This is a genomic window from Halolactibacillus halophilus (assembly GCF_900115605.1).
In the GTDB taxonomy this organism is placed as follows: domain Bacteria; phylum Bacillota; class Bacilli; order Bacillales; family Amphibacillaceae; genus Halolactibacillus; species Halolactibacillus halophilus.
This window is the reverse complement of the sequence record NZ_FOXC01000024.1, coordinates 21434-43027: the sequence shown is the minus strand read 5'-3', so window position 1 is coordinate 43027 and position 21594 is coordinate 21434. Positions and strand designations below refer to the sequence as shown.

The following is a 21594-nucleotide window of genomic DNA, read 5'->3' as shown; positions in this document are numbered from 1 at the left end:
ATTGGTCATAAAATTATCCTCCATTTCAATAAAGTTAACTTTATTGTAAATGGAGGATGGCACGTAAGGTATATACTCGTTCTATTGGCGCTTACTGACTATCTAAAGATGGGTCTGTAATAACGAGACCGACATTCGTATGATTAAGTGCTGCTTGAAATAAGTGAATATTATCTTCATTGATCATAAGTAAAAACCTCCTTTTACCAAAAATTATGTCATGAAACCGTAAAGAAATCAATGGAAATGTTATGGTTTAGGCAAAAGATAATAGCGGTGACTTTTTTCTATTTTAGCTAACGCTTCTAATGTTAATGTGTTAGACTATAATTGATTTGTAAAAAAAGCTAGAGGAGGTCAAACGATGGCCCTTTTTAAAATACCATTTAAATCTTTTAAACAATTATCAAGCGTCCAATTAATTGTTCTATACTATGTATCAGCGATTCTTATTTCTACAGCTATCTTACTGTTTCCTCCATTTTTAATGCCGGGCGTAAATGTTAGCTTACTTGATACACTATTTACGTCAATTAGTGCGATCAGCGTCACGGGTTTGTCTGTTGTTTCAGTAAGTGAGACATATAATACCATCGGTTACTTTGCTTTTGCGTTTATCTTACAATTTGGTGGCATTGGGATCATGACACTTGGTACGACGATTTATATCTTGCTCGGTAAAAAAATCGGTATTAGAGAACGTCAACTGATTTCAGTCGACCAAAACCGTTCGACGTTATCTGGGTTAGTTCAGTTAATGTTAACGATTTTAAGAACAGTGATTATTATTGAAGTGATCGGAACAATCTTACTTAGTTTACGTTACTTAGCATATTTTGATGCGTGGCAAGAAGCGTGGATGCAAGGTTTCTTTGCGGCCGTCAGTGCGACAACAAATGCAGGTTTTGATATTACTGGTAATTCACTCATCCCATTTGCGGGTGATTATTACGTTCAAATCATTAATATGTTGCTCCTTATTCTTGGGGCGATTGGCTTTCCTGTTTTAATTGAATTACAACAATGGGCCTTAAGAGGAAAAGAACGACGGAAGGTGTTTCGCTTCTCAACATTTACAAAGCTCACAACAACGACTTTTTTCTTGCTGGTGATTTTTGGTGCCGTAATGATTTATCTGATCGAACGGACCCATTTCTTTCAAGGTGTCTCAGGACTAGAGGCGTTCTTTTACAGCTTATTTCAGTCAATCACAACTCGTAATGGTGGGTTAAGCACGATGGACGTAAGCGACTTTCAATCACCAACGTGGATGGTTTTATCGTTTCTTATGTTTATCGGTGCCTCACCTAGTAGTGTAGGTGGAGGTGTGAGAACGACCACTTTTGCGATTATGTTGCTGTCTATTTTCCATTATGCGAAAGGGCACACAAATATTAAAGTGTTTAAACGAGAAATTTCAAGACAAGATGTCTTAAGAAGTTTTATCGTTATCACGACAGCCTTTATGTTATGTATGATGGCGATTTTTGTCATGTCAATCACTGAACCATTTTCGAATACTGCGATTGCTTTTGAAGTGTTTTCGGCCTTTGGTACAACCGGTCTTAGTCTTGGAATTACAAGTGATTTATCGGTCATCGGTAAAGTTGTGATTATGATTATGATGTTTGTTGGTCGAATTGGAATCTTTTCATTCCTCTTTATTATTCGTGGGAAACCAACAAAAGATATGTACAAGTATCCCGAAGCAAAAATGATTATTGGCTAGCGAATAAGGGGGTAAACCTTGTAGCTCACTCATATGAACATAAATCTAAAACAGGCGACGGTTAAATCCGTCGCCTGTTTGACGTCTCATTAATTATGTGTACGTTTCATTTGTTATAGCCGGATACTGAAGGATAAGGAGAGCATTTTTATATAAGTAGGAAGTTTTTTATAATAATTCAGTCGAAAAACTTCCAATAACTGCTGTCTTTCTGTAGTATGAGAGAAGACAAGTCGTGGTCATTCTTGATTTAAATGCGACAGTTTAAGTGATATTATTAACTATTGATGGAGGAATCTTAATGACGACATACCATGAACAACTAAACAAATGTATTGATCAAATAGAAACGGTCATTGTCGGAAAACGCGACATGATTATGATGAGTCTCACGAGTCTTTTAAGTGGAGGCCACTTACTTATTGAAGATGTGCCAGGCGTAGGTAAAACGATGCTTGTGAGAGCCCTCGCAAAAACGCTGGGTTGTGATTTCTCAAGAATTCAATTTACACCGGACTTACTTCCAAGTGATGTATTAGGGGTCTCGATTTATCAACCGAAAACAGGTGAGTTTAGTTACATGAAAGGACCAATTATGAGTCATATCGTCCTTGCTGATGAAATTAATCGGACGAGTCCAAAAACACAAGCTGCTTTACTTGAGGCAATGGAGGAACATAGTGTGACAATTGATGGGAAGACGATGCCGATTGATGAACCGTTCTTTGTCATGGCCACACAAAACCCCATTGAATATGAGGGGACTTATCCCCTGCCAGAAGCGCAACTCGACCGATTTTTAATGAAGGTCAATATGGGTTACCCAACGTTTGATGAAGAGTTGTTATTGTTATCGATGAATGAAACAACCGAACCGATTGATAAGCTGAGTACAATTCTTTCACAAGTGGATATTTTAAATATTCGAAAGGAAGTCGAAACCGTTCATGTGTCTGGCCTTATCAAACGTTATATTTTAGAATTAGTAAGAGCGACACGTCACGCCAATCAGGTTGCGCTTGGGGTTAGCCCAAGGGGGGGCATTAATTTATTAAAAGCGACGAAAGCCTATGCTTACTTAATGGGGCGTGACTATGTTATTCCGGATGATGTGATGACACTTGTACCTGCAGTCTTTTGTCACCGGATGTTACTTACTGATGAAGCGATGTACCAACAAATAGCCGTGGAACAAATTATTACGACCATTTTAAGCCAAGTGGACATACCTGTTGAGGATGACCGCGTATGAGGCGTCGATGCTATTTGTTTAAAACAATCCAACTGTTGTTGATGGGTTTTCTATTTTATAGCTATGCGATGTTTCAAGGTGGTGTCGTGAGCTACACTTTATTCTATGCGGTTTGTGGTTTATTGGGATATCTTTTTGTGATGATGTTGTATCCCATCCATCAGATAAAGGCGACACTAACAGTTGATGATACTGAAATTGAAGCTGGTGAAGGGACGGTTGTGACGGTGAAGTTAAAACGACCATTACCGATGCCGTTTATGTTTGTGACGGTGGGACTTTCATTGCCAGATACCATGCGCTCAACCTTCACGAATATCAACGCTTTTCTTGATCCCGTCTGGCCAAGCCGAACATTGAATACGGCAAGAACGGTGTTAGTAAGTTTTAAACGTGAAACGGTGTTGACCTATACATTGAACCATCTCCCACGAGGGAAACACGTCCTAGAGGGTGTTGATGTTACGATAGAAGATATTTTTTTATTTACCAAAAAAGCAACGCAGATTAAAGTGAATCAAGCGATATATAGCTACCCTATTTTAATTCCTACTGACAAAAAGAACCTGACTTGGACTTTTCAAGCTGTAACGAAAAAACTGCACCCTTATCATAAATTACGTGAAGATATGGCTGGTGTAAGAGAATATGTTAGTGGGGATAAAATGAGTCAAATCGATTGGAAGAAAAGCTCGAAACAAGCAACGCTTTTTACTAAACAATTCGATCCAAAACCAGAAGAAAAGATGATGTTTTTCTTAGATACTCATAATGTGACGCATGAAAATGAGTGGGCTGTCACCGTCTTGTATAGTTTGATGCGTTTATTTGACACGCATAAACGTGCTTATTACGTTAACCTGTCCCCCTTTCATGAGCAATCGCTTGACCCATCACTATCCCACAAACAAAAACAACAAAAGCTAGCTCGTTTAGATGTTTCTCATTATGATTTAACGGCCGTCATGTTTAATAAAGGTATCACGCCAATCGTGATTTCTAGTCGTAAGGCAGATGCTTTACCAGAAGCTTTCATGTATCAATTAAAAAAACAAAACGGTCTCCTTATTTTAACGTCAACGACAGACCGGCCGAAAGTAAGTGTGACAACCACCCATTTAACACCAAGCATGGTACTTGGAGGTGAGTTGCATGAGTCCTAACGCTCATCGCCATTGGGATAGTTTTTTTAGTATGATGATTTATGCTGCGAGCTTTATTCTTTATCTCCTCTGGTTACAACCACTGATTTCGTTAGAAGTGCTCGCTTCTGGAGAGGTGCTCGTTTTATTCAGTGCGGTGATTTTTTTATTAAACATATTACGCTTACCTCTGATCTTGTCACTGTTATTTGAAGTGATTGCTGTTCTGTTTGTTTTGGACTACATCTACTTAGTGGAGTCAATATTAACGAGAGCGTGGTTTAGTAACCTCTATGACGTCCTTCAATTAAATTTAGAGAGTATCATCACAAGAGAGTTTGACGCGGTCACGCCGCTGTTTGAAATGTTGTTAATCTTATTGTTGATTATGACTGTGAGTTACCTTATAGATTACTGGTTAATCAAGCGGCAACGAGTGTTTATTTTTAGTGTGCTCACGCTCATATATTTAACCGTGATGGACACGTTTACTCCGTATGAACTACAGCCAATGATTATCGTGATGATTGTGCTTGTCGTGAGTATACTTATATTGAACAGTCATCGAAAGAAACTAACAGAAAAGCGTCTGACTTTGACAGGTGGACACTTTTTGCTCCGGCTGCTATTTCCGCTGACCTTGATATTTGCACTATTTATTACTGTGGTTGATGATGTGCCAGTTAAAGAACCAAAATGGCAAGATCCGGTGCCGTTTTTGACCAGTTTTTTTACTAGTGGCGAGACCAATCGCCGAATTGGTTACGGTGAAGATGATTCGGTGTTAGGTGGCAGTCTTTCTGATAATGATGCGCTTGTGTTTACCGCATCGATAGATGCGCCTAATTATTGGCGTGTCGATGCCAAAGAAGTCTATACCGGTACTGGATGGGAAAGAGTGGAGGAACCTGATTATCGTCCCTACCGTAATACCGAAAGCGCCTTAGGTAAGCAGATGGCAGAACTGTACTACAACGAAGAAACAGATTTTAATCGTATCGCTTATCCTTATCATTTATCAGGATTGACGTACGATGGCCGGGAATATTTATACGATCAGCGCATCGGGTTATTTGACTCTATTGATATAACTGATAATCAGCGGGTGAATCTTTACTACGAACCACCCGTCTATGAACAAGCTACTCTTGATGCGTTAGAGATGTCTTATGAGGACGTCGCTCCGGTATATACGCAATTGCCTAATCGTCTTCCAGATCGCGTTCGTCAATTAGCTGACGAGATTAAAGGAGAAGAAACGAATCCTTACCGAATTGCTCAACGGATGGAACGTTACTTTAAGCAAGGAGACTTTCGCTATCAAACAACAGAAGTAAAACAACCAGAAGCCGGTGAAGACTACGTTGATCAATTTTTATTTGTAAGCCAAGCCGGTTATTGTGATAATTTTTCAACGTCTATGGTCGTAATGTTAAGGTCGGTTGGAATACCTGCTCGTTGGGCGAAGGGGTTTAATACAGGTACTGAAAATAGCGAAGGTTATTATGAAGTGAGACAAAACAATGCTCACAGTTGGGTGGAGGTGTACTTTGATGGTGTCGGTTGGCTACCATTTGAGCCGACGCTTGGATTTAGCTCCCCGCGCGATGTTGTGATTGATGAATCAGATACACCAGAAGCTGACCAACCACTAGATAGTGACCAAGCACTCGAAGAAGAAGAAGAAACAGACACACCAGATTTAGATCAAGAAATAGAAGAACCGGAAGAACTAGAAGAATCTGTAGTAGAAGAAGGCAAAAAAAATAGCCAAACATCAGGTGTTAATGGGCAGATATTGTTTATTGTCTTTGGTATAATAAGTAGTTTAGCTTTGGTGTTACTCGTAGTATTTTGGCGGCAAGTACTCTTATTTATTATGACTAAGCGTTACTTGCCAATTACAACTGAAAAAGATGTTAGGCTTGCAATGAGTCGGTTGTTTTGGTTACTGCGGTTAAACAGCCATAAGCGTTTAAGTGGTGAAACGTTAACCGGGTACAGTCACCGACTTGATCAAATTTATGAAACAAACCGATTTAGTGACTTATTCCATGCGTATGAACGCTATCTTTACGGGGAAGCGACAGATCCATTAACGATTCAAGCTATCGAAAAATTCTATCTATTTGTCATAAAGTCAATTCTATCTTGACCGGTTATAAGAGCACTGATAGAATAGAAACATTATTAATGTCGTTAACCTCTGTATATCCTCGATAATATGGTTCGAGAGTTTCTACCGGGAGTCCTTAAAACTCCTGACTATAGAGGCAGAACAAGTGTATCCACTATTCTGCCTCTGTCTTTATTGACAGAGGTTATTTTTTTATAGACAAACAATATAAGGAGCGTGATGATTTGGAATTAAACAATGAGATGATTCTAGTATTAGACTATGGTAGCCAGTATAACCAATTGATTACTCGTCGTATTCGCGAGTTTGGTGTGTATAGTGAACTGCATTCACACCGCTTGACGACAGAAGAAATAAAAGCGATGAATCCAAAAGGGATCATTCTTTCAGGTGGCCCACACAGTGTTTATGATGACAATAGTTTTCAGTTAAACCCAGAGATTTTTGATTTAGGTATTCCGGTGATGGGCATCTGTTACGGCATGCAGTTGATTACGAAGCATTTTGGTGGTCAAGTCGAACGTTCAACACAACGTGAATATGGTAAAGCGGATATTACCGTGAGTGAAGGAGCAAAACTTTTCCTTGGGACACCAGATACGCAGACAGTTTGGATGAGTCACAGTGATAAAGTTGTCGCTGCACCAGCAGACTTTATTGTTGAAGCAGAAAACCCATCAACACCAATCACGGCAATGCGCCACGAGTCAAAAGAAATCTATGGTGTTCAGTTTCACCCGGAAGTAAGAAATTCTATCTATGGCAATGATTTATTAAGAAACTTTGTCTTTAATATTAGTGGTTGTCAAGGTGACTGGTCGATGGCAAACTTTGTTGAACAAGAAATCGAAAAGATTAGAGAAACAGTCGGTGATAAGAAGGTATTATGTGCGCTTAGCGGTGGTGTGGATTCATCCGTAGTAGCCGCACTGATTCATAAAGCAATTGGTGATCAACTCACCTGTATTTTTGTGGATCATGGTCTCTTGCGTAAAGATGAAGGCGACATGGTAATGGAGACATTCCGTGATGGATTCCATATGAACATTATCCGCATTGATGCAAAAGAACGGTTCTTATCGAAATTAAAAGGCATCAGCGATCCAGAACAAAAGCGTAAAATCATCGGTAATGAGTTTATTTATGTCTTTGATGATGAAGCAGAACGCCTAAAAGATATGGATTACTTAGCACAAGGGACATTGTATACGGATATCGTTGAATCAGGTACAGAAACTGCGCAAACGATTAAATCACACCACAACGTCGGTGGATTACCTGAAGATATGCAGTTTGAGCTCATCGAACCGTTGAGTACACTGTTTAAAGATGAAGTGCGCGCATTAGGGCTTGAACTTGGTGTACCGGAAGGGGTCGTTTGGCGTCAACCTTTCCCAGGACCAGGGCTTGGTATTCGTGTGCTTGGTGAAATTACAGAGGAAAAATTAGAAATTGTCCGTGAATCGGATGCAATTTTACGTGATGAAATTAAACTTGCTGGTCTTGAACGTGATATTTGGCAATACTTCACTGTCCTACCCGATATCCGTAGTGTCGGTGTCATGGGCGACCAACGTACGTATGATTATACAATTGGGATCCGTGCGGTAACCTCAATTGATGGAATGACGTCAGATTGGGCCCGAATTCCGTGGGATGTATTAGAGAAGATTTCAACTCGTATTGTCAATGAAGTCGATCACATTAACCGCGTCGTGTATGACATTACGTCTAAGCCGCCTGCGACGATTGAGTGGGAATAGGGCTATTGTATATACCTATATAGTGAAATTGAGTGATACAGAGTCTTTGAAATCTATGTTATAAAAATAGGATAAATATAATATTAAACGCAGAAAGATACCCTGATTTTATTCAATTTGAATCAGGGTATCTTTATTGTTAGCTTTTAATTTTTATGGTGTCTTTTTGAACCTCCTACTTAATGTTTGTGAGAACATTAGGTGGAGAACGTTCAACTAAATAAAAGAAAAAGAAGAAGGATATAAGGGGATAGTCCTTAATGAAAAATAGTATATCACATCCGTGATATGCTGTTTTTTTATAGGCGGAAGAAAGTTTTAATTGACTTTACTAATACTATTAGCTATAATTACTAATAGTATTAGTAATTAATAATAATAATAATAAAATGAGGTGCAATAATGAACTATAGAAAATTGGCAGATGAATTATTAGGCATACAATTAATGATGACCAGGCTTCACAGTGAGGTGGGCAGTACAAAACATGTCCAAGGAGAGAAAGGTGTTCTTATCTATCTCGATCATACACAAGAGCAGACTACACCGACTCAGATCGCAGAGTTTTTAGGTGTTACAACAGCAAGAACGGCAAGTATTCTCAATAGCTTAGAGAAAAAAGGAGTGATTGCTAGAAGTATGGACCCGAGAGATAGAAGAAAGATTATCGTTGAAATCACAGAAAAAGGAAAAGGCATTTCTAAAGAAGGTAAAAATACAGCTATCACGAATGTTAGTGAGATCCTTGAAGCACTTGGTGAAAAGGATGCAAGTGAGTATGTCAGAATAATGACTCGAATTGTCACATATTTAGAGAATGAGAAAGAAGGAAGTCCAATTGATTAAAACATTAATAAGTCAACTTAAGGAATATAAATTACCTAGTTACCTCACTATCATTTTTGCTGTATTTGAAGTGGCAACGGATGTAGCTATACCTTTTATAATGGCTTTGATTATTGACCGTGGTATCAATAACGGAGATTTATCACAAATTTATCTATATGGAGGCATTATGCTTGTCACGGTTATGATAGGGCTTGTTAGTGGGGCGCTGGCAGCCAAGTTTGCCGCAGAAGCTTCAACAGGCTATGCCCATAATCTACGTGAGGCAATGTTTGAGAATGTCCAGACCTTTTCTTTTTCTAACATAGATAATTTTTCAACATCAGGCTTAGTGACCCGTATGACAACCGATGTAACGAATATGCAAAATTCATATCAAATGATTATCAGATTGTTTATCAGATTTCCATTGATGCTTGTAAGTGCTCTCGTAATGTCATTTATAATTGCACCGAAAATCGGCTTGGTGTTCTTAATAGTCAGTATTTTTCTGGGTCTTGCCCTTGCTTTGATTATCAAGTTAGCTATGCCGATATATGTGGAAGTCTTTGCGGGTTATGACGACCTTAACGCAAGTGTTCAGGAAAATATCACAGGTATTCGAGTGGTGAAGGGTTTTGCAAGAGAGCCTTATGAGAAAGGTAAATTTGGCAAAACTGTTGAAAACCTATTTAGGAAGTTTGTAAAGGCTGAAAGTCTTCTGGCTTTTAATAATCCGATTATGATGTTTGCAATTTATGGCTCAATGCTTGGCCTTTCATGGCTAGGTGCAAACATGGTTGTTGGTGGGTCCTTAACAACTGGTCAACTGACTAGCTTATTTACTTACCTGATGAACATTCTGATGAGCCTTATGATATTAACCATGGTTTTTATCACGATTATTATGTCGACAGCCAGTGCAAGACGTATTGCAGAAGTTATTGATGAAAAAGCGGATATTGTCAATCCTAATCAACCACTTATGAAAGTGGCAGATGGTAGTATCCGGTTTGAACATGTGAATTTCAGCTATAAGAAGGGTAGTGAGAAGTATGTCTTGAGTGACATTAATCTTACGATACAATCAGGTCAGACAATCGGTATTATCGGTGCAACCGGGAGCTCTAAATCTAGTCTTATTAATCTAGTTAGCCGTTTGTATGATGTTAATGAAGGATCCGTAAAGGTTGGTGGCAAGGATGTAAGAGATTATGACCTGGAGACATTACGTAATGAAGTGGCCGTGGTACTTCAAAATAACGAACTATTTTCAGGGACGATCATAGAAAATCTACGATGGGGAAACAAAGAGGCAAGCTATGAAGCCTGTGTCGAAGCGGCCAAAATGGCATGTGCTCATGATTTTATTGAGTCTTTCCCAGATAGCTATAATACTTATATTGAGCAAGGTGGGAGTAATGTCTCAGGAGGGCAGAAACAGAGATTGTGTATTGCAAGAGCATTACTGAAAGAACCTAAGATTCTCATATTGGATGATTCAACAAGTGCTGTGGATACAGCAACAGATATGAAAATAAGAAAATCACTCAGCGACAGCATTTCAGCGACGACCAAATTAATTATCACCCAGCGGATTGCAAGCATTGCTTATGCTGACAGTATCATTGTGCTTGATGATGGCCGGGTTAATGGCTACGGAACTCATGAAGAGTTGCTTGACAGCAATGAAATTTATACAACAATCTATAAGAATCAGGAGAAGGGCTTTGCTGATTTTGATGAGAAAGGAGCTTAAAGATGAAACGATTGTTTAAATTACTTATGGAAGATTATAAGCTACATATGTTGGCTGTACTATTGGGGGTTATTGGTTCAGCTGTAGCGACAGTTATTGGAATGACTTTTATTGAAACCCTTATTGATGATTATATTACGCCCTTGACTCAAGTATCTAACCCAGATTTCACACCTCTAGTAGGTGCATTGGTAAAAATAGCGTTAATTTATCTGGTGGGTCTTGTCTGCAGTTTTGCCTATAACAGAATTATGGTCACCGTTTCTCAAGGAACGATGAAGAAGCTTCGTATTAAGCTTTTTAACCATATGGAATCACTGCCTATTCAATATTTTGATACTCATTCCCATGGCGATATTATGTCTGTATACACTAATGATGTTGATACATTGAGACAGTTTTTAAGCCAGAGTTTACCCCAACTTCTTAGCAGTTTGGTGACTATTGTCAGTGTTTTTATAAGTATGATCATTTTAGATATCCCTCTGACAATCATGTCTCTTGCTATGGTTTTTCTAATGCTTCTATTTTCATCAAAGATTATTAAAGCAGCCAGAAAATATTTTGGCCAGCAACAGAGAGATATTGGTGCGGTTAATGGCTACATTGAAGAGATGGTTAGCGGCCAGAAAGTTATTAAAGTCTTCAATCACGAAGAGGAAAACCTAGACAATTTCAGAATGCTAAACGATCAGCTTAGAGATAGTGCTTATCAGGCGAACAAATATACAAATATTCTTATGCCTATAAGCATGCAAGTGGGTAATACCTCTTACATTCTCTGTGCTATTATTGGTGGAATTCTTGTTATTAACGGTTACCTAGGTCTTACCTTAGGTGCCTTAGTAGCATTCCTGACCTTGAATAAGAGCTTTAATGAACCAATCAGCCGTGTGAGCAGCCAAGTTAATTCTATTGTTATAGCCTCTGCCGGTGTTGACCGAATATTTGAATTAATGGATGCTACTCCAGAGATTGATGATGGTTATGTAACCCTTGTCAATATAGAGAAAGATTCTTCCGGTAATATTATAGAGACTGACAAGAAAACTCAGATGTGGGCATGGAAACATTATCATAAGGCAGAGGATGCCACAACCTATCAGGAAGTTAAAGGAGAGATTGAAATTGCTGATATGAACTTTGGATACAATGATGACAAGATGGTACTTCAAAATATTACAGTTCATGCCAAACCAGGCCAAAAAATAGCTTTTGTAGGCAGTACTGGAGCAGGAAAAACAACGATTACCAATCTTATCAACAGATTTTATGATATTCAAGAAGGTAAGATTAGGTATGATGGAATTAATATTAATAAAATTAAAAAAGCCGATCTTAGACGAAGCCTAGGGCTGGTACTTCAAGACACTCACTTGTTTACAGGGTCTATTATGGATAATATCCGTTTTGGACGTCTGGATGCGACAGATGAGGCTTGTATAAAGGCAGCAAAGCTAGCTAATGCTGACAGTTTTATATCTAGACTTCCAAAAGGTTATGAGACAGAGTTGACGGGAGACGGGGCTAATCTTTCGCAAGGACAGCGACAGTTACTGGCCATAGCAAGAGCAGCCGTGGCAGACCCACCTGCCTTGATTCTTGATGAAGCCACCTCTAGCATTGATACACGTACAGAAATACTAGTTCAACGTGGTATGGATGAGTTGATGAAGGATAGAACAAGTTTTGTTATTGCCCACCGATTATCCACTGTTAAAAACAGTGATTTAATCGTCGTTCTTGAACATGGCAGAATTGTTGAACAGGGTAATCATGCAGAACTAATGGAGATCAAAGGTAGATATTATCAATTAAGTGCTAATATTGCATAAATTATCTCAAATCATGGTGGTAACCTGTTTGAGCATAAGGAGAAGACGATATGCCACAGTTCAGTCATGGTAGTGTCAGATTATATTTTTCATGTAAAGATACAAATATTACGTCTCTTTGATACTTCACAACTAATGCAAGGGAATACATTTGGAACATTGAATGATTGTTGCTGTCAAAATTCATTATTATACCAATCTATATATTTTATAAGACTGATTATAGCGCATTCTGAAAAAGGATAAAAAATTCTTTGGACTTATCGCCCAACCGACATTCATTCTCTCCTTACCGTTGGGCAAAGCCCTTTACGCGCTCGAAGAAGAAGACTGTTTTTGTAAGCGTGTTAAAAAGTTTATGAATTTGACTTTACAATTCAGGATTTATAATATATATTAATAAAGCAAATGAAAATATTGTTTGAGAAAAAAGACAAAATAATAATTAAAATAATTATAGATTGTTACTGCGAAGCAGGCATGACTATATAATACTCTTTCTGTTTTACACATATATAGGGGGGATTATTAGTGCGTGTTATAAAAAAGATTAACAATAATGTAGCGTTAGCAATTAACAGAGAAAAAGAAGAATTTATTATTCTCGGTAAAGGCGTGGGGTTTAATGAAATCCCTTACGAACTAGAGGATAAATCTCGTATCGAAAAAATATTCAAAGCTCCTAGTGACAAAAAGAACAATAAACTTTTTGAAATTTTATCAGGCATACCAATGGAGCATATTGTGCTTACTGAGAAGATTATCGAAGAAGGAAAGAAGATTTTAAATAAGGATTTAAATCAGAGTTTGATACTGAACCTTACAGATCACATTAATTCTTCTATAAAGAGATTTGAAGATGATATTCCTATTAGAAGCCCAATAGAATGGGAAATAAGAAATATCTATCCTGAAGAAACTAAGGTTGGAGAACTTGCATTAAAGATTATAAAAGATCAAACAGGTATTAGTTTACCTTCAAGTGAAGTAATATTAATTGCCTTCCATTTTATAAATGCTCAAATTGACATAGGTGATATTCATACAACTAAAATGGTTACCAAAATTATTCGTGATATTATTTCTATAGTAAAGTATTCTTTTAACCTTGAGTTTGATGAAAATAGAACAAATTTTAATCGTTTCGCAACACATATACGTTACTTTGTCATCCGACAAATTGATGCTGATATTCCACAAAGTAAACATAGTGATATTCTTGAAATTCTTAAGAATGAACATTACGAATCCTATAAATGTATTGAAAAAATTGAAACATATTTATTGGATAATTATTCGTGGAAATGTTCAGATGATGAAAAATTATATTTAATATTACACATTAATAGATTACGTAAAACAGAATAGGATTGTTACTGATTAGATCAGGCATGACCAAAAAAAGTGATTATTTCACTCTTTTGGTCATTTTTTTTTTTTTTTTTTTAAATATAGTATGAAAACGAGGAGAGAAAAACATGGATAACAAAAAAATTGCTACTAAGACCATTGAACTTGTCGGTGGTGAAAAAAACGTATTGAGATTAACACATTGTTTTACAAGACTACGGTTTGTTGTTAAGGATGAAAGCAAAGTTAATTTAGCTGAGTTAAATAAGCTGGATGGTGTTCTCAAAGCACAAAATAATGGTGGTCAAACGCAAGTGATTGTTGGTGATAGAGTAGCTGCTGTTTATGGAGAAATTATCAAAATGACAAATATTAGAACAGAAGACACTGAAGAAAATAATAAAAAAAATGACGATAACTGGTTTAATAAGGCTATACAAATTATAGTAGGCATATTCACACCTATAATGCCAGCAGTCGCTGGAGCTGGTTTAATTAACGGACTTGTAACATTGCTTATTGCAACAGGACTAATTGATCCTGAATCAGGCTTAATTACCATACTTAGTATGGTTGGTAATAGCGTTATTTATTTTCTACCTTTCTTCTTGGCTATTGGAGCTGCGAGAGTTTTTAAAACAAAAGAACCACTTGCTATGGCTTTAGCTGCTGGGCTTATGCACCCAGATATATTAAATTTAGCACCAGCTTTTAACAGTACCGAAAGTGTCACAATGGACTTTCTTGGTTTGCCGCTACCTATAGTTAACTATTCAAGTTCAGTTATACCTATTATTTTAGCGGTTTGGGTTTTAAGTCATGTTTATAAAGTTGTAGACAAAGTAGTTCCTTCATTTTTAAAAATAGTATTAACACCTGTTCTTGTTTTAGTTATCATGGTACCTTTTGAATTAATAGCTCTTGCACCTATCGGTACTTACTTAGGTAATTTAATTTCTTCTGGCGTTAATAATTTCTTTGATGTTGGTGGTGTGATTTCAGGTGCAGTTTTAGGATTCTTTAGACCAATTTTAGTTATGTTTGGCGCTCATTATTCGTTGATACCAATTCAAGTTCAACAAATTGGAGAACAAGGTTTTACACTGCTTATGACCAGCGCTCTTGCCGCAAACTTTGCTCAAGCCGGTGCTGCTTTAGGGGTCTTCTTTATCGCTAAGAATAAAACCACAAAATCTTTAGCTGCTACCAGCTCTTTTACTGCAACATTTGGAATTACTGAACCAGCTATTTATGGTGTCAATTTAAAATTCAAAAAACCGTTTTTTGCAGGGAGTATTTCTGCGGCTATTGTAGCTGGCTTCTTTATGCTTGTGAATGCAAAAACTGTTTCTCCAGGTGTCCCTGGATTGCTAAGTCTTACAAATAATACAGCAGATAAGTTTATCTATATTATTATTGGGGTTATAGCAGCTTTCGCAATTGCATGTGTTCTTACTATAGTTGCAGGTATTGATGAAGAAAACGATGAAGAATCTAATACAAAAACAAAAAATAAAGATGGTTCTAAACAATATATTGATAATAGTACAGAAATATTTAGTCCAATAGAAGGTAAGGTTCAAGATCTATCAAAAGTCGAAGATAAAGTGTTTTCACAGAATTTGATGGGTAAAGGAGTAGCCATTATCCCTTCAGAGGGTAAAGTCTTTGCTCCATTCGAGGGGGAAGTTGTTACTGTATTAAATTCAAAACATGCGATTGGTATAAAAAGTAAAAGTGGTGTAGAGCTTCTCATTCATGTTGGAATAGATACGACTAATTTAAATGGCCTTCACTTTACATCCCATGTAGAAAAAGGTGATACAATTAAACAAGGTGATTTGATGTTAGAATTTGATATTGAAGCAATTAAGGAAAAGGGGTATTCTGTAATAACTCCTGTTATTGTAACTAATTCAGATGACTATTTAGATATTGTTCTAACACCTACTGAACTAGTAAATAATTCTAATAAAATCATGACAACATTTTTATAAGAAATTCACTTAAAAACAGAGGAGGAAAAGCTAATATGATGAAAGATAAACCAGAGAATATATTCCCAAAAGATTTCTTGTGGGGAGGCGCTCTTGCAGCTTGTCAAGCCGAAGGAGCTTATAATCAAGGTGGTAAAACATTAACTGTTCCTGATTGTATGGAGTTTTTGCCTGAACGCGATCGAAAAGATAAAAAACATATTGAGATAACTAGAGAAACAATTGAAAATGCAAAAAAAGATAATGATACTGTTAAGTATCCAAAACGTCGAGGAATTAACTTTTATAATACCTATAAAGAAGATATTGCTCTTTTTGCTGAAATGGGATTTAAAGTTTTTCGTTATTCAATTTCCTGGGCGCGAGTATTCCCAGATGGGGATAATGATGTACCGAATGAAGAAGCATTAAAATTTTATGATAATGTAATTGATGAGTGTCTAAATAATAATATAGAACCTTTAATTACTATTAGTCATTTTGATATGCCAGTCACGTTAATAGATAATTACGGTGGTTGGTATAATTATAAACTCATTAATCTTTATGTTAAATATTGTGAAGTCCTATTTAAACGTTACAAAGGAAAAGTGAAATATTGGATCACATTTAACGAAATAAATATGAGTGCTCGAAAAAGTGTTAAGACTTTAGGTATTTTAAATGAAGGGCAAGAAAATTATAAAGAAATGGTATATCAAGGTTTACATCATCAATTTGTAGCAGCAGCTAAAGTGACAAAGTTAGCACATCAAATTGATTCGAATAACCAAGTGGGATCAATGGTGGCATTTTTCACTACTTATCCTTATACCTGTGTACCCGAAGATGTTTTATTTACTCAAAAAGATAATCAAATGAAAAATTTGTTTTTCTTAGATGTATTAAATAAAGGGTCGTATCCTTATTATGCTAAGACCTTTTTCAAAAATAACAATATTGAACTATCTATTTCTGAAGAGGATCTTAATGTTATTAAAGAAAATACGGCAGATTTCATTGGGTTATCATACTATAATAGTATGATAGCAAGTTCAAAACCAAATCTTTTGGAATTGACGCCTGGTAACGTGGAGAGCGTTTATAAGAATCCACATTTAGAACATAACGAGTGGGGATGGCAAATTGATCCTGTTGGTTTTAGATATACATTGAATCATATCTATGACCGATATAATGTACCTTTATTTGTCCTTGAAAATAGCAGTGGATTTTTAGATGTCTTAGAGGATGATAATAGTATTCATGACCCTTATCGAATTGATTTTCTAAATCGTCATATAGAGCAAATGCAACTGGCTATTAAAGATGGTGTAAATCTCATAGGTTACACTATGTGGGGACCTATTGATATGATCAGTTCTGGCACTTCAGAAATGTCAAAACGCTATGGTTTCATATACGTTGATCAAGATAATTTTGGAAACGGTAGTAAAAAAAGATATAAGAAAGATTCTTTTTATTGGTATAAAGATCTTATAGCTAAGAATGGGAATATATATTAGTAATTGAACTACCTTCCTCAAACATTCTCACGAATGTTTGAAGAAGGTGTCTTCTCGCTCCAAAGCGATAAAATGCTCATAAAACATTTAATAAAAATTGCTCTCTGTCATTCACAGGGGGCAATTTTTTATATCTAATGGAATTATTGTCGCTGTCAAGAACTTTCAAACAATTATTTATGTTAGTTTACAACAGACCTCACTAATTATTTAAATTGTTACTTTAAATAATTAGTGTAAAACGAATAAAAGTATGGTATTATATGGAGGTAATGTAAAATATAAAAGGAAGCGGTGAGAGTTAAATGAAACAAGATCTAACTGTTTTGCAAAAGAAAATAAAAGGTGATACGATATTTCTTTTAGTTAGTGGGATTATTCTTATTTTTGTCATGGGATTCTATGCAACTGATATTTTTCAGTACAGTACAATGAAAGATTCAGCGTTTACTATCCAGCAGGTAAACGTAAATACAGGCATGCAAAATTATCTTTTTATAAATGGTGAACAACAGTATCCCATCGATTATAATTATTATGGACGCCTAAATGAAGAGGGAAGTATGGAAATTAGAAAACTTATTATTTTGGATTATACAATAAACATAGTAAGAATCCTTTTAATGGTGATTATTCTCTTTACAGTTACAAGAATATTTAAAGACTTAAAAGCAAAACAATCACCTTTTTATCATAAAAATGCAAAGCGATTGCGAATGGTAGCGCTTGTGAGCATGTTATTTGCGGTCTTACCAGCAACAATTGACTTCGCTTTTTCGCTCGTGATATTTAATTTTGCTGTTTTTAATACTACATCGTTGAACTTTTATATTATTTTTATAAGTGTTGTGATCGGTTTGATTGCTGAAGTATTTAATTATGGTTGTGTTCTTCAAAAGGATCTGGATCAAATTGCATAAATTATATTGTGAATGGAGATAAATATGGCGATTATTATTAGACTCGATCGAGTGATGGCAGATAGAAAAATGTCTTTGAACGATTTAGCTAAACAGGCTGAGATGACAAATGTCAATCTATCTAACTTAAAGACAGGTAAAATGAAGGGCGTACGCTTTGAAACGCTGAACAAGTTGTGTCACATCTTAAAGTGTCAGCCAGGTGATTTATTTGAATTTATCGAGGATGACAGTGAAACGGTGGTAAAACACGGTTAAGTCCAAGATAACAGGCACATTAATCATGCGTGAAAATGGTGGAGGCGTTATTTTCCAATGGTTAAACTATGTGTGAATTCGAAAGGAAATGAGTGAGCTGGAGTTGATAAGGTGCACCAAAAAGCTAAGAGGTTACTGATATCAAATAGTATATTTTTTGTCCTAATCTTCTTTCATCTCTAGATAGTTTCATTAAAGTGATGGCTTTTTTTGTTCATTTTGCTTGGATGGCATTAAACCAGTTAAGACTGCAATGGTGGATTATCTTGATGTTTATACTATCATTAATAGTTGAGTATCGAATGAATCGGTACATGATGATGAAAGACTATAAGAGCGTCTCTTGGTATAATAGAGGAACGATTCAATCAGCGATAGATCAAATCGCCACTTCTTATAACAATGAATCAATCCAAGCTATTAACCACCTTTATATTATTCGATATGTAAGTAAACAAACCACCCATGTCATCTTATTATTTTTACTTTTGATTATTAGTGCTGTTATATATAGGAAATTAGATTTCTTAGTATTCGTTCCAATAAACCTGGCTATTTTTATAATATACTTAGCTATTAGGAATCAATGGCAGATGGTTCACGTTATCTCGTTTAAACAGATGCCAACTGTTTTAACGTTTGGTTTAGCAGTGATCTTGATTTATGCAGTTGAAGTATTTCTAAGAAAAGATACGCCGGTGTTGTATGTTGGTTTATGGTTTGTGGCAATATTGTTATTGATACCAACCCTCTTGCTTAAACATCGAATAGAGTAATTACTTGTTCAAGTAGCAAAGGCTAATTTGGAACAGAAGGACGTGTAAATATGAGAGAGATGTTACTCTTTGCGGTGTCTGTTACGGTACAGATTATGAACTCAATATATATCATGCGCATAGGTGAAGACCTTGTATTAATGAAAAGATTACAGCTGGACAAAGTCGAACAATCCTTTTTGCCTTCCCAGAAAACAGCCGTTTATCAGCTAATTGGCTATATTGGACTGTGGGGTATATTTGCATGTCACTACTTGTTTAATACGCCTTTTCTAGATTCTTCGGCAAGAATAATCGCATTTCAGACTAATGCAACTTTCCTTATTGGGCATATCGCCTGGGATTTTTTCATGACAAGAAAGGAACTGGTTGAAAGTGTGCCTGAGTCGTTTACACAAGGTGATTGTATTAAATCATGGCGGGAAAAGTTAGTTAAAAGTGCCATTTGGACTTTTTTCACATATTTCTTGGTCATACTTATATACTGATTGTTATCAAGTTGATTTAGTGAAACGAAACAAGCCCCGTTGATATATTACGTATCAACGGGGCTTGTCATGTTCTTTCAATTACTCTTTTTTCTGTGCTTGACGATATTCATCAATGTTTGATTTAATATTCGCCACTTTAGGTCCATAAATGACTTGGACGTTATTGCCTTTTACCATAACACCGGCAGCACCTGTTGATTTAAGTAACGGTTGATCAACTTTTTCACCGTCTTTAACATTCACACGTAGACGTGTGGCACAGTTGCTGACGTCGTTTAAGTTGCCTTCGCCACCTAAACCTTCTATGATATCTTTAGACATTTCATCTGTTGCGTTACCAGTGTTTTCGCCGGCTTTTTTATCTTTATAATCTTGCTTTGTATACAGTTTAGATTCTGTATCGCCTTCTTCACGACCTGGTGTTTTCAAATCGAATTTGTTGATGAAGAAGCGGAAGACGAAATAATACACAAACCCATAAATGATACCGACAATGACGACAGGAATCCAGTTTGTCATCGATTGCCCCGGTAAAATACCGTAGAAGATAAAGTCGAGTAAACCACCGGAGAACGTTAAACCGACCCCGACTTCAAGCATATGCATCAGCACGAATGAGAACGCCCCTAGTACGACGTGTACACCAAAGTATAAAAATGGTGAGGCAAATAAGAATGAGAACTCAATTGGTTCAGTAATACCAGTGAATATTGATGTTAATGAAGCGGATACCATTAAACCTTTAACATCTTTTTTACGATCTTCCCGCGCGGCTTGATACATTGCAAAGGCAGCGGCAGGGAAACCAAAGATCATGAATGGGAACATACCACTAAAGAATTTCGCAGCCTCAGGGTCAATCGGTTCACCAGCTGCAAGCTGAGCGAAGAGAATATTTTGTGCCCCTTCAACAGTCTGACCTGCAACTTCTGCGACACCACCAAGGGCTGTTTGCCAGAACGGTAAATAAAATACGTGGTGCAAGCCAAGCGGGATCAATGCACGATAAATGAAGCCGTACAAGAATGTCCCAACATAACCTAAGTCGGCAACAGCCTCACCCAACCAAGCAATACCAGCACCGGCAAATGGCCATAAGAATGCCATAACAATACCAACAAAGACAGCGGTGAAGGCTGAAATGATTGGCACGAAACGTGTACCTGAGAAGAATGACAAAGCATCTGGTAATTCAATCTTATAGAAACGATTGTGTAAGTAAGCAACAATCAGACCAATGATAATACCACCAAATACACCCATATTGAGTGTGTTATCAAAACCAACGACAGAACCGACTAATCCCGCTGTTTCATTTAAAGTATCAATATCACGGAAGTTATCGATGGTACTTGTCATTGAGGCATACATCATAAAATAACCAACCGCAGCTGAAAGTGCAGCAACCTCTTTTGCTTGTTTTGCCACACCGAGCCCAACAGCAATTGCAAAGAAGAGTGGTAAGTTACCAAAAATAACCCCACCAGAGTCACTTAAAATTGACAGAAAGCCATTTAAGACTGTACCCTCACCTAAAATGTTTTCTAGTCCATACAAACTAACGAACGCATCACCTGTAAAAGATGCCCCAATCCCCAGCATAATACCCGCTGCTGGTAATAGTGCGATTGGCAACATAAATGTACGTCCAAGCGTTTGCAAGGTGTCCATTACCTTCCCTTTCATGTTTATCTCCTCCAAAAAGTATAGTCCACAAAAAAAGCGCGATGCTAAAACAGTGCGTGTAAAAGTAAGAATAAGATCAATCGTGTTGACTGTTTAAGCATACGCGTCATTTATGTAGCTAGTTTAGTATTCCCGTAAAAGGGAAAAATAAACATTGGAATCGAGAAAG

General features: G+C 36.8%; 16 protein-coding genes and 1 riboswitch. Of the genes, 15 read left to right on the top strand and 1 reads right to left on the bottom strand.

What is annotated here, in order from left to right; translation table 11 throughout:
• The first annotated feature begins 364 nt into the window (after positions 1 to 364).
• From BM098_RS09005 to BM098_RS08935, 15 genes are all read left to right on the top strand, one after another.
• Positions 365 to 1729 carry a TrkH family potassium uptake protein gene (locus tag BM098_RS09005; RefSeq protein WP_089832572.1) on the top strand — a complete coding sequence of 455 codons (1365 nt, stop codon included), beginning with the start codon at positions 365 to 367 and terminating at the stop codon, positions 1727 to 1729.
• Between the two features lie 301 nt (positions 1730 to 2030).
• On the top strand, positions 2031 to 2981 hold the full coding sequence (locus BM098_RS09000; protein WP_089832570.1) for an AAA family ATPase: 951 nt from the start codon (positions 2031 to 2033) through the stop codon (positions 2979 to 2981).
• Positions 2978 to 4144: a DUF58 domain-containing protein gene (locus tag BM098_RS08995; protein WP_089832568.1), complete on the top strand. Its 1167-nt coding sequence runs from the start codon at positions 2978 to 2980 to the stop codon at positions 4142 to 4144. Before BM098_RS09000 ends, BM098_RS08995 begins: the two co-directional genes overlap by 4 nt.
• Positions 4134 to 6278 carry a transglutaminase-like domain-containing protein gene (locus BM098_RS08990; RefSeq protein WP_089832566.1) on the top strand — a complete coding sequence of 715 codons (2145 nt, stop codon included), beginning with the start codon at positions 4134 to 4136 and terminating at the stop codon, positions 6276 to 6278. The genes BM098_RS08995 and BM098_RS08990 overlap by 11 nt, the downstream gene beginning before the upstream one ends.
• 31 nt (positions 6279 to 6309) lie before the next feature.
• Positions 6310 to 6411: riboswitch (purine riboswitch) on the top strand.
• 91 nt (positions 6412 to 6502) lie between these two features.
• Complete coding sequence (gene guaA / locus BM098_RS08985; RefSeq protein WP_089832576.1) at positions 6503 to 8023, top strand: glutamine-hydrolyzing GMP synthase; 1521 nt, start codon at positions 6503 to 6505, stop codon at positions 8021 to 8023.
• Between the two features lie 402 nt (positions 8024 to 8425).
• Positions 8426 to 8869, top strand: a complete 444-nt coding sequence (locus BM098_RS08980; protein ID WP_089832564.1) for a MarR family winged helix-turn-helix transcriptional regulator — start codon at positions 8426 to 8428, stop codon at positions 8867 to 8869.
• Entirely contained in the window at positions 8862 to 10607 is a 1746-nt protein-coding gene (locus BM098_RS08975) for an ABC transporter ATP-binding protein (protein WP_089832562.1), read from the top strand. The genes BM098_RS08980 and BM098_RS08975 overlap by 8 nt, the downstream gene beginning before the upstream one ends.
• Before the next feature lie 2 nt (positions 10608 to 10609).
• Positions 10610 to 12442: an ABC transporter ATP-binding protein gene (locus BM098_RS08970; RefSeq protein WP_089832560.1), complete on the top strand. Its 1833-nt coding sequence runs from the start codon at positions 10610 to 10612 to the stop codon at positions 12440 to 12442.
• A gap of 531 nt (positions 12443 to 12973) precedes the next feature.
• Complete coding sequence (locus tag BM098_RS08965) at positions 12974 to 13810, top strand: PRD domain-containing protein (RefSeq protein ID WP_089832558.1); 837 nt, start codon at positions 12974 to 12976, stop codon at positions 13808 to 13810.
• Positions 13811 to 13920: 110 nt separating this feature from the next.
• Positions 13921 to 15789, top strand: a complete 1869-nt coding sequence (locus BM098_RS08960; RefSeq protein ID WP_089832556.1) for a beta-glucoside-specific PTS transporter subunit IIABC — start codon at positions 13921 to 13923, stop codon at positions 15787 to 15789.
• Between the two features lie 35 nt (positions 15790 to 15824).
• Positions 15825 to 17294 (top strand): glycoside hydrolase family 1 protein, encoded by a 1470-nt coding sequence (locus BM098_RS08955; protein ID WP_089832554.1) that lies wholly within the window; start codon positions 15825 to 15827, stop codon positions 17292 to 17294.
• A 305-nt stretch (positions 17295 to 17599) separates the two neighbouring features.
• Positions 17600 to 18214, top strand: coding sequence for a DUF2975 domain-containing protein (locus BM098_RS13750; protein WP_089832552.1), 615 nt, complete (start codon positions 17600 to 17602; stop codon positions 18212 to 18214).
• A 24-nt stretch (positions 18215 to 18238) separates the two neighbouring features.
• Positions 18239 to 18472: a helix-turn-helix domain-containing protein gene (locus BM098_RS08945; protein ID WP_089832550.1), complete on the top strand. Its 234-nt coding sequence runs from the start codon at positions 18239 to 18241 to the stop codon at positions 18470 to 18472.
• 269 nt (positions 18473 to 18741) lie between these two features.
• On the top strand, positions 18742 to 19248 hold the full coding sequence (locus BM098_RS08940; RefSeq protein WP_089832548.1) for a hypothetical protein: 507 nt from the start codon (positions 18742 to 18744) through the stop codon (positions 19246 to 19248).
• A 50-nt stretch (positions 19249 to 19298) separates the two neighbouring features.
• Positions 19299 to 19736, top strand: a complete 438-nt coding sequence (locus BM098_RS08935) for a hypothetical protein (protein WP_089832546.1) — start codon at positions 19299 to 19301, stop codon at positions 19734 to 19736.
• An 81-nt stretch (positions 19737 to 19817) separates the two neighbouring features.
• Here the strand turns inward: BM098_RS08935 and BM098_RS08930 are convergent, their stop codons facing one another.
• Positions 19818 to 21425 carry a PTS transporter subunit EIIC gene (locus BM098_RS08930; RefSeq protein ID WP_089832544.1) on the bottom strand — a complete coding sequence of 536 codons (1608 nt, stop codon included), beginning with the start codon at positions 21423 to 21425 and terminating at the stop codon, positions 19818 to 19820.
• Between the last annotated feature and the right edge of the window lie 169 nt (positions 21426 to 21594).

Excerpts from the sequence above, each read along its gene's own strand:
- BM098_RS08940 (WP_089832548.1), top strand. The coding sequence starts at position 18,742 with ATGTTTATACTATCATTAATAGTTGAGTATCGAATGAATCGGTACATG.
- BM098_RS09005 (WP_089832572.1), top strand. The coding sequence starts at position 365 with ATGGCCCTTTTTAAAATACCATTTAAATCTTTTAAACAATTATCAAGC.
- BM098_RS08970 (WP_089832560.1), top strand. The coding sequence starts at position 10,610 with ATGAAACGATTGTTTAAATTACTTATGGAAGATTATAAGCTACATATG.
- BM098_RS08980 (WP_089832564.1), top strand. The coding sequence starts at position 8,426 with ATGAACTATAGAAAATTGGCAGATGAATTATTAGGCATACAATTAATG.
- BM098_RS08995 (WP_089832568.1), top strand. The coding sequence starts at position 2,978 with ATGAGGCGTCGATGCTATTTGTTTAAAACAATCCAACTGTTGTTGATG.
- BM098_RS09000 (WP_089832570.1), top strand. The coding sequence starts at position 2,031 with ATGACGACATACCATGAACAACTAAACAAATGTATTGATCAAATAGAA.
- BM098_RS08930 (WP_089832544.1), bottom strand. The coding sequence starts at position 21,425 with ATGAAAGGGAAGGTAATGGACACCTTGCAAACGCTTGGACGTACATTT.
- BM098_RS08960 (WP_089832556.1), top strand. The coding sequence starts at position 13,921 with ATGGATAACAAAAAAATTGCTACTAAGACCATTGAACTTGTCGGTGGT.
- BM098_RS08935 (WP_089832546.1), top strand. The coding sequence starts at position 19,299 with ATGAGAGAGATGTTACTCTTTGCGGTGTCTGTTACGGTACAGATTATG.
- BM098_RS08990 (WP_089832566.1), top strand. The coding sequence starts at position 4,134 with ATGAGTCCTAACGCTCATCGCCATTGGGATAGTTTTTTTAGTATGATG.
- BM098_RS08955 (WP_089832554.1), top strand. The coding sequence starts at position 15,825 with ATGATGAAAGATAAACCAGAGAATATATTCCCAAAAGATTTCTTGTGG.
- BM098_RS13750 (WP_089832552.1), top strand. The coding sequence starts at position 17,600 with ATGAAACAAGATCTAACTGTTTTGCAAAAGAAAATAAAAGGTGATACG.
- BM098_RS08945 (WP_089832550.1), top strand. The coding sequence starts at position 18,239 with ATGGCGATTATTATTAGACTCGATCGAGTGATGGCAGATAGAAAAATG.
- guaA (WP_089832576.1), top strand. The coding sequence starts at position 6,503 with ATGATTCTAGTATTAGACTATGGTAGCCAGTATAACCAATTGATTACT.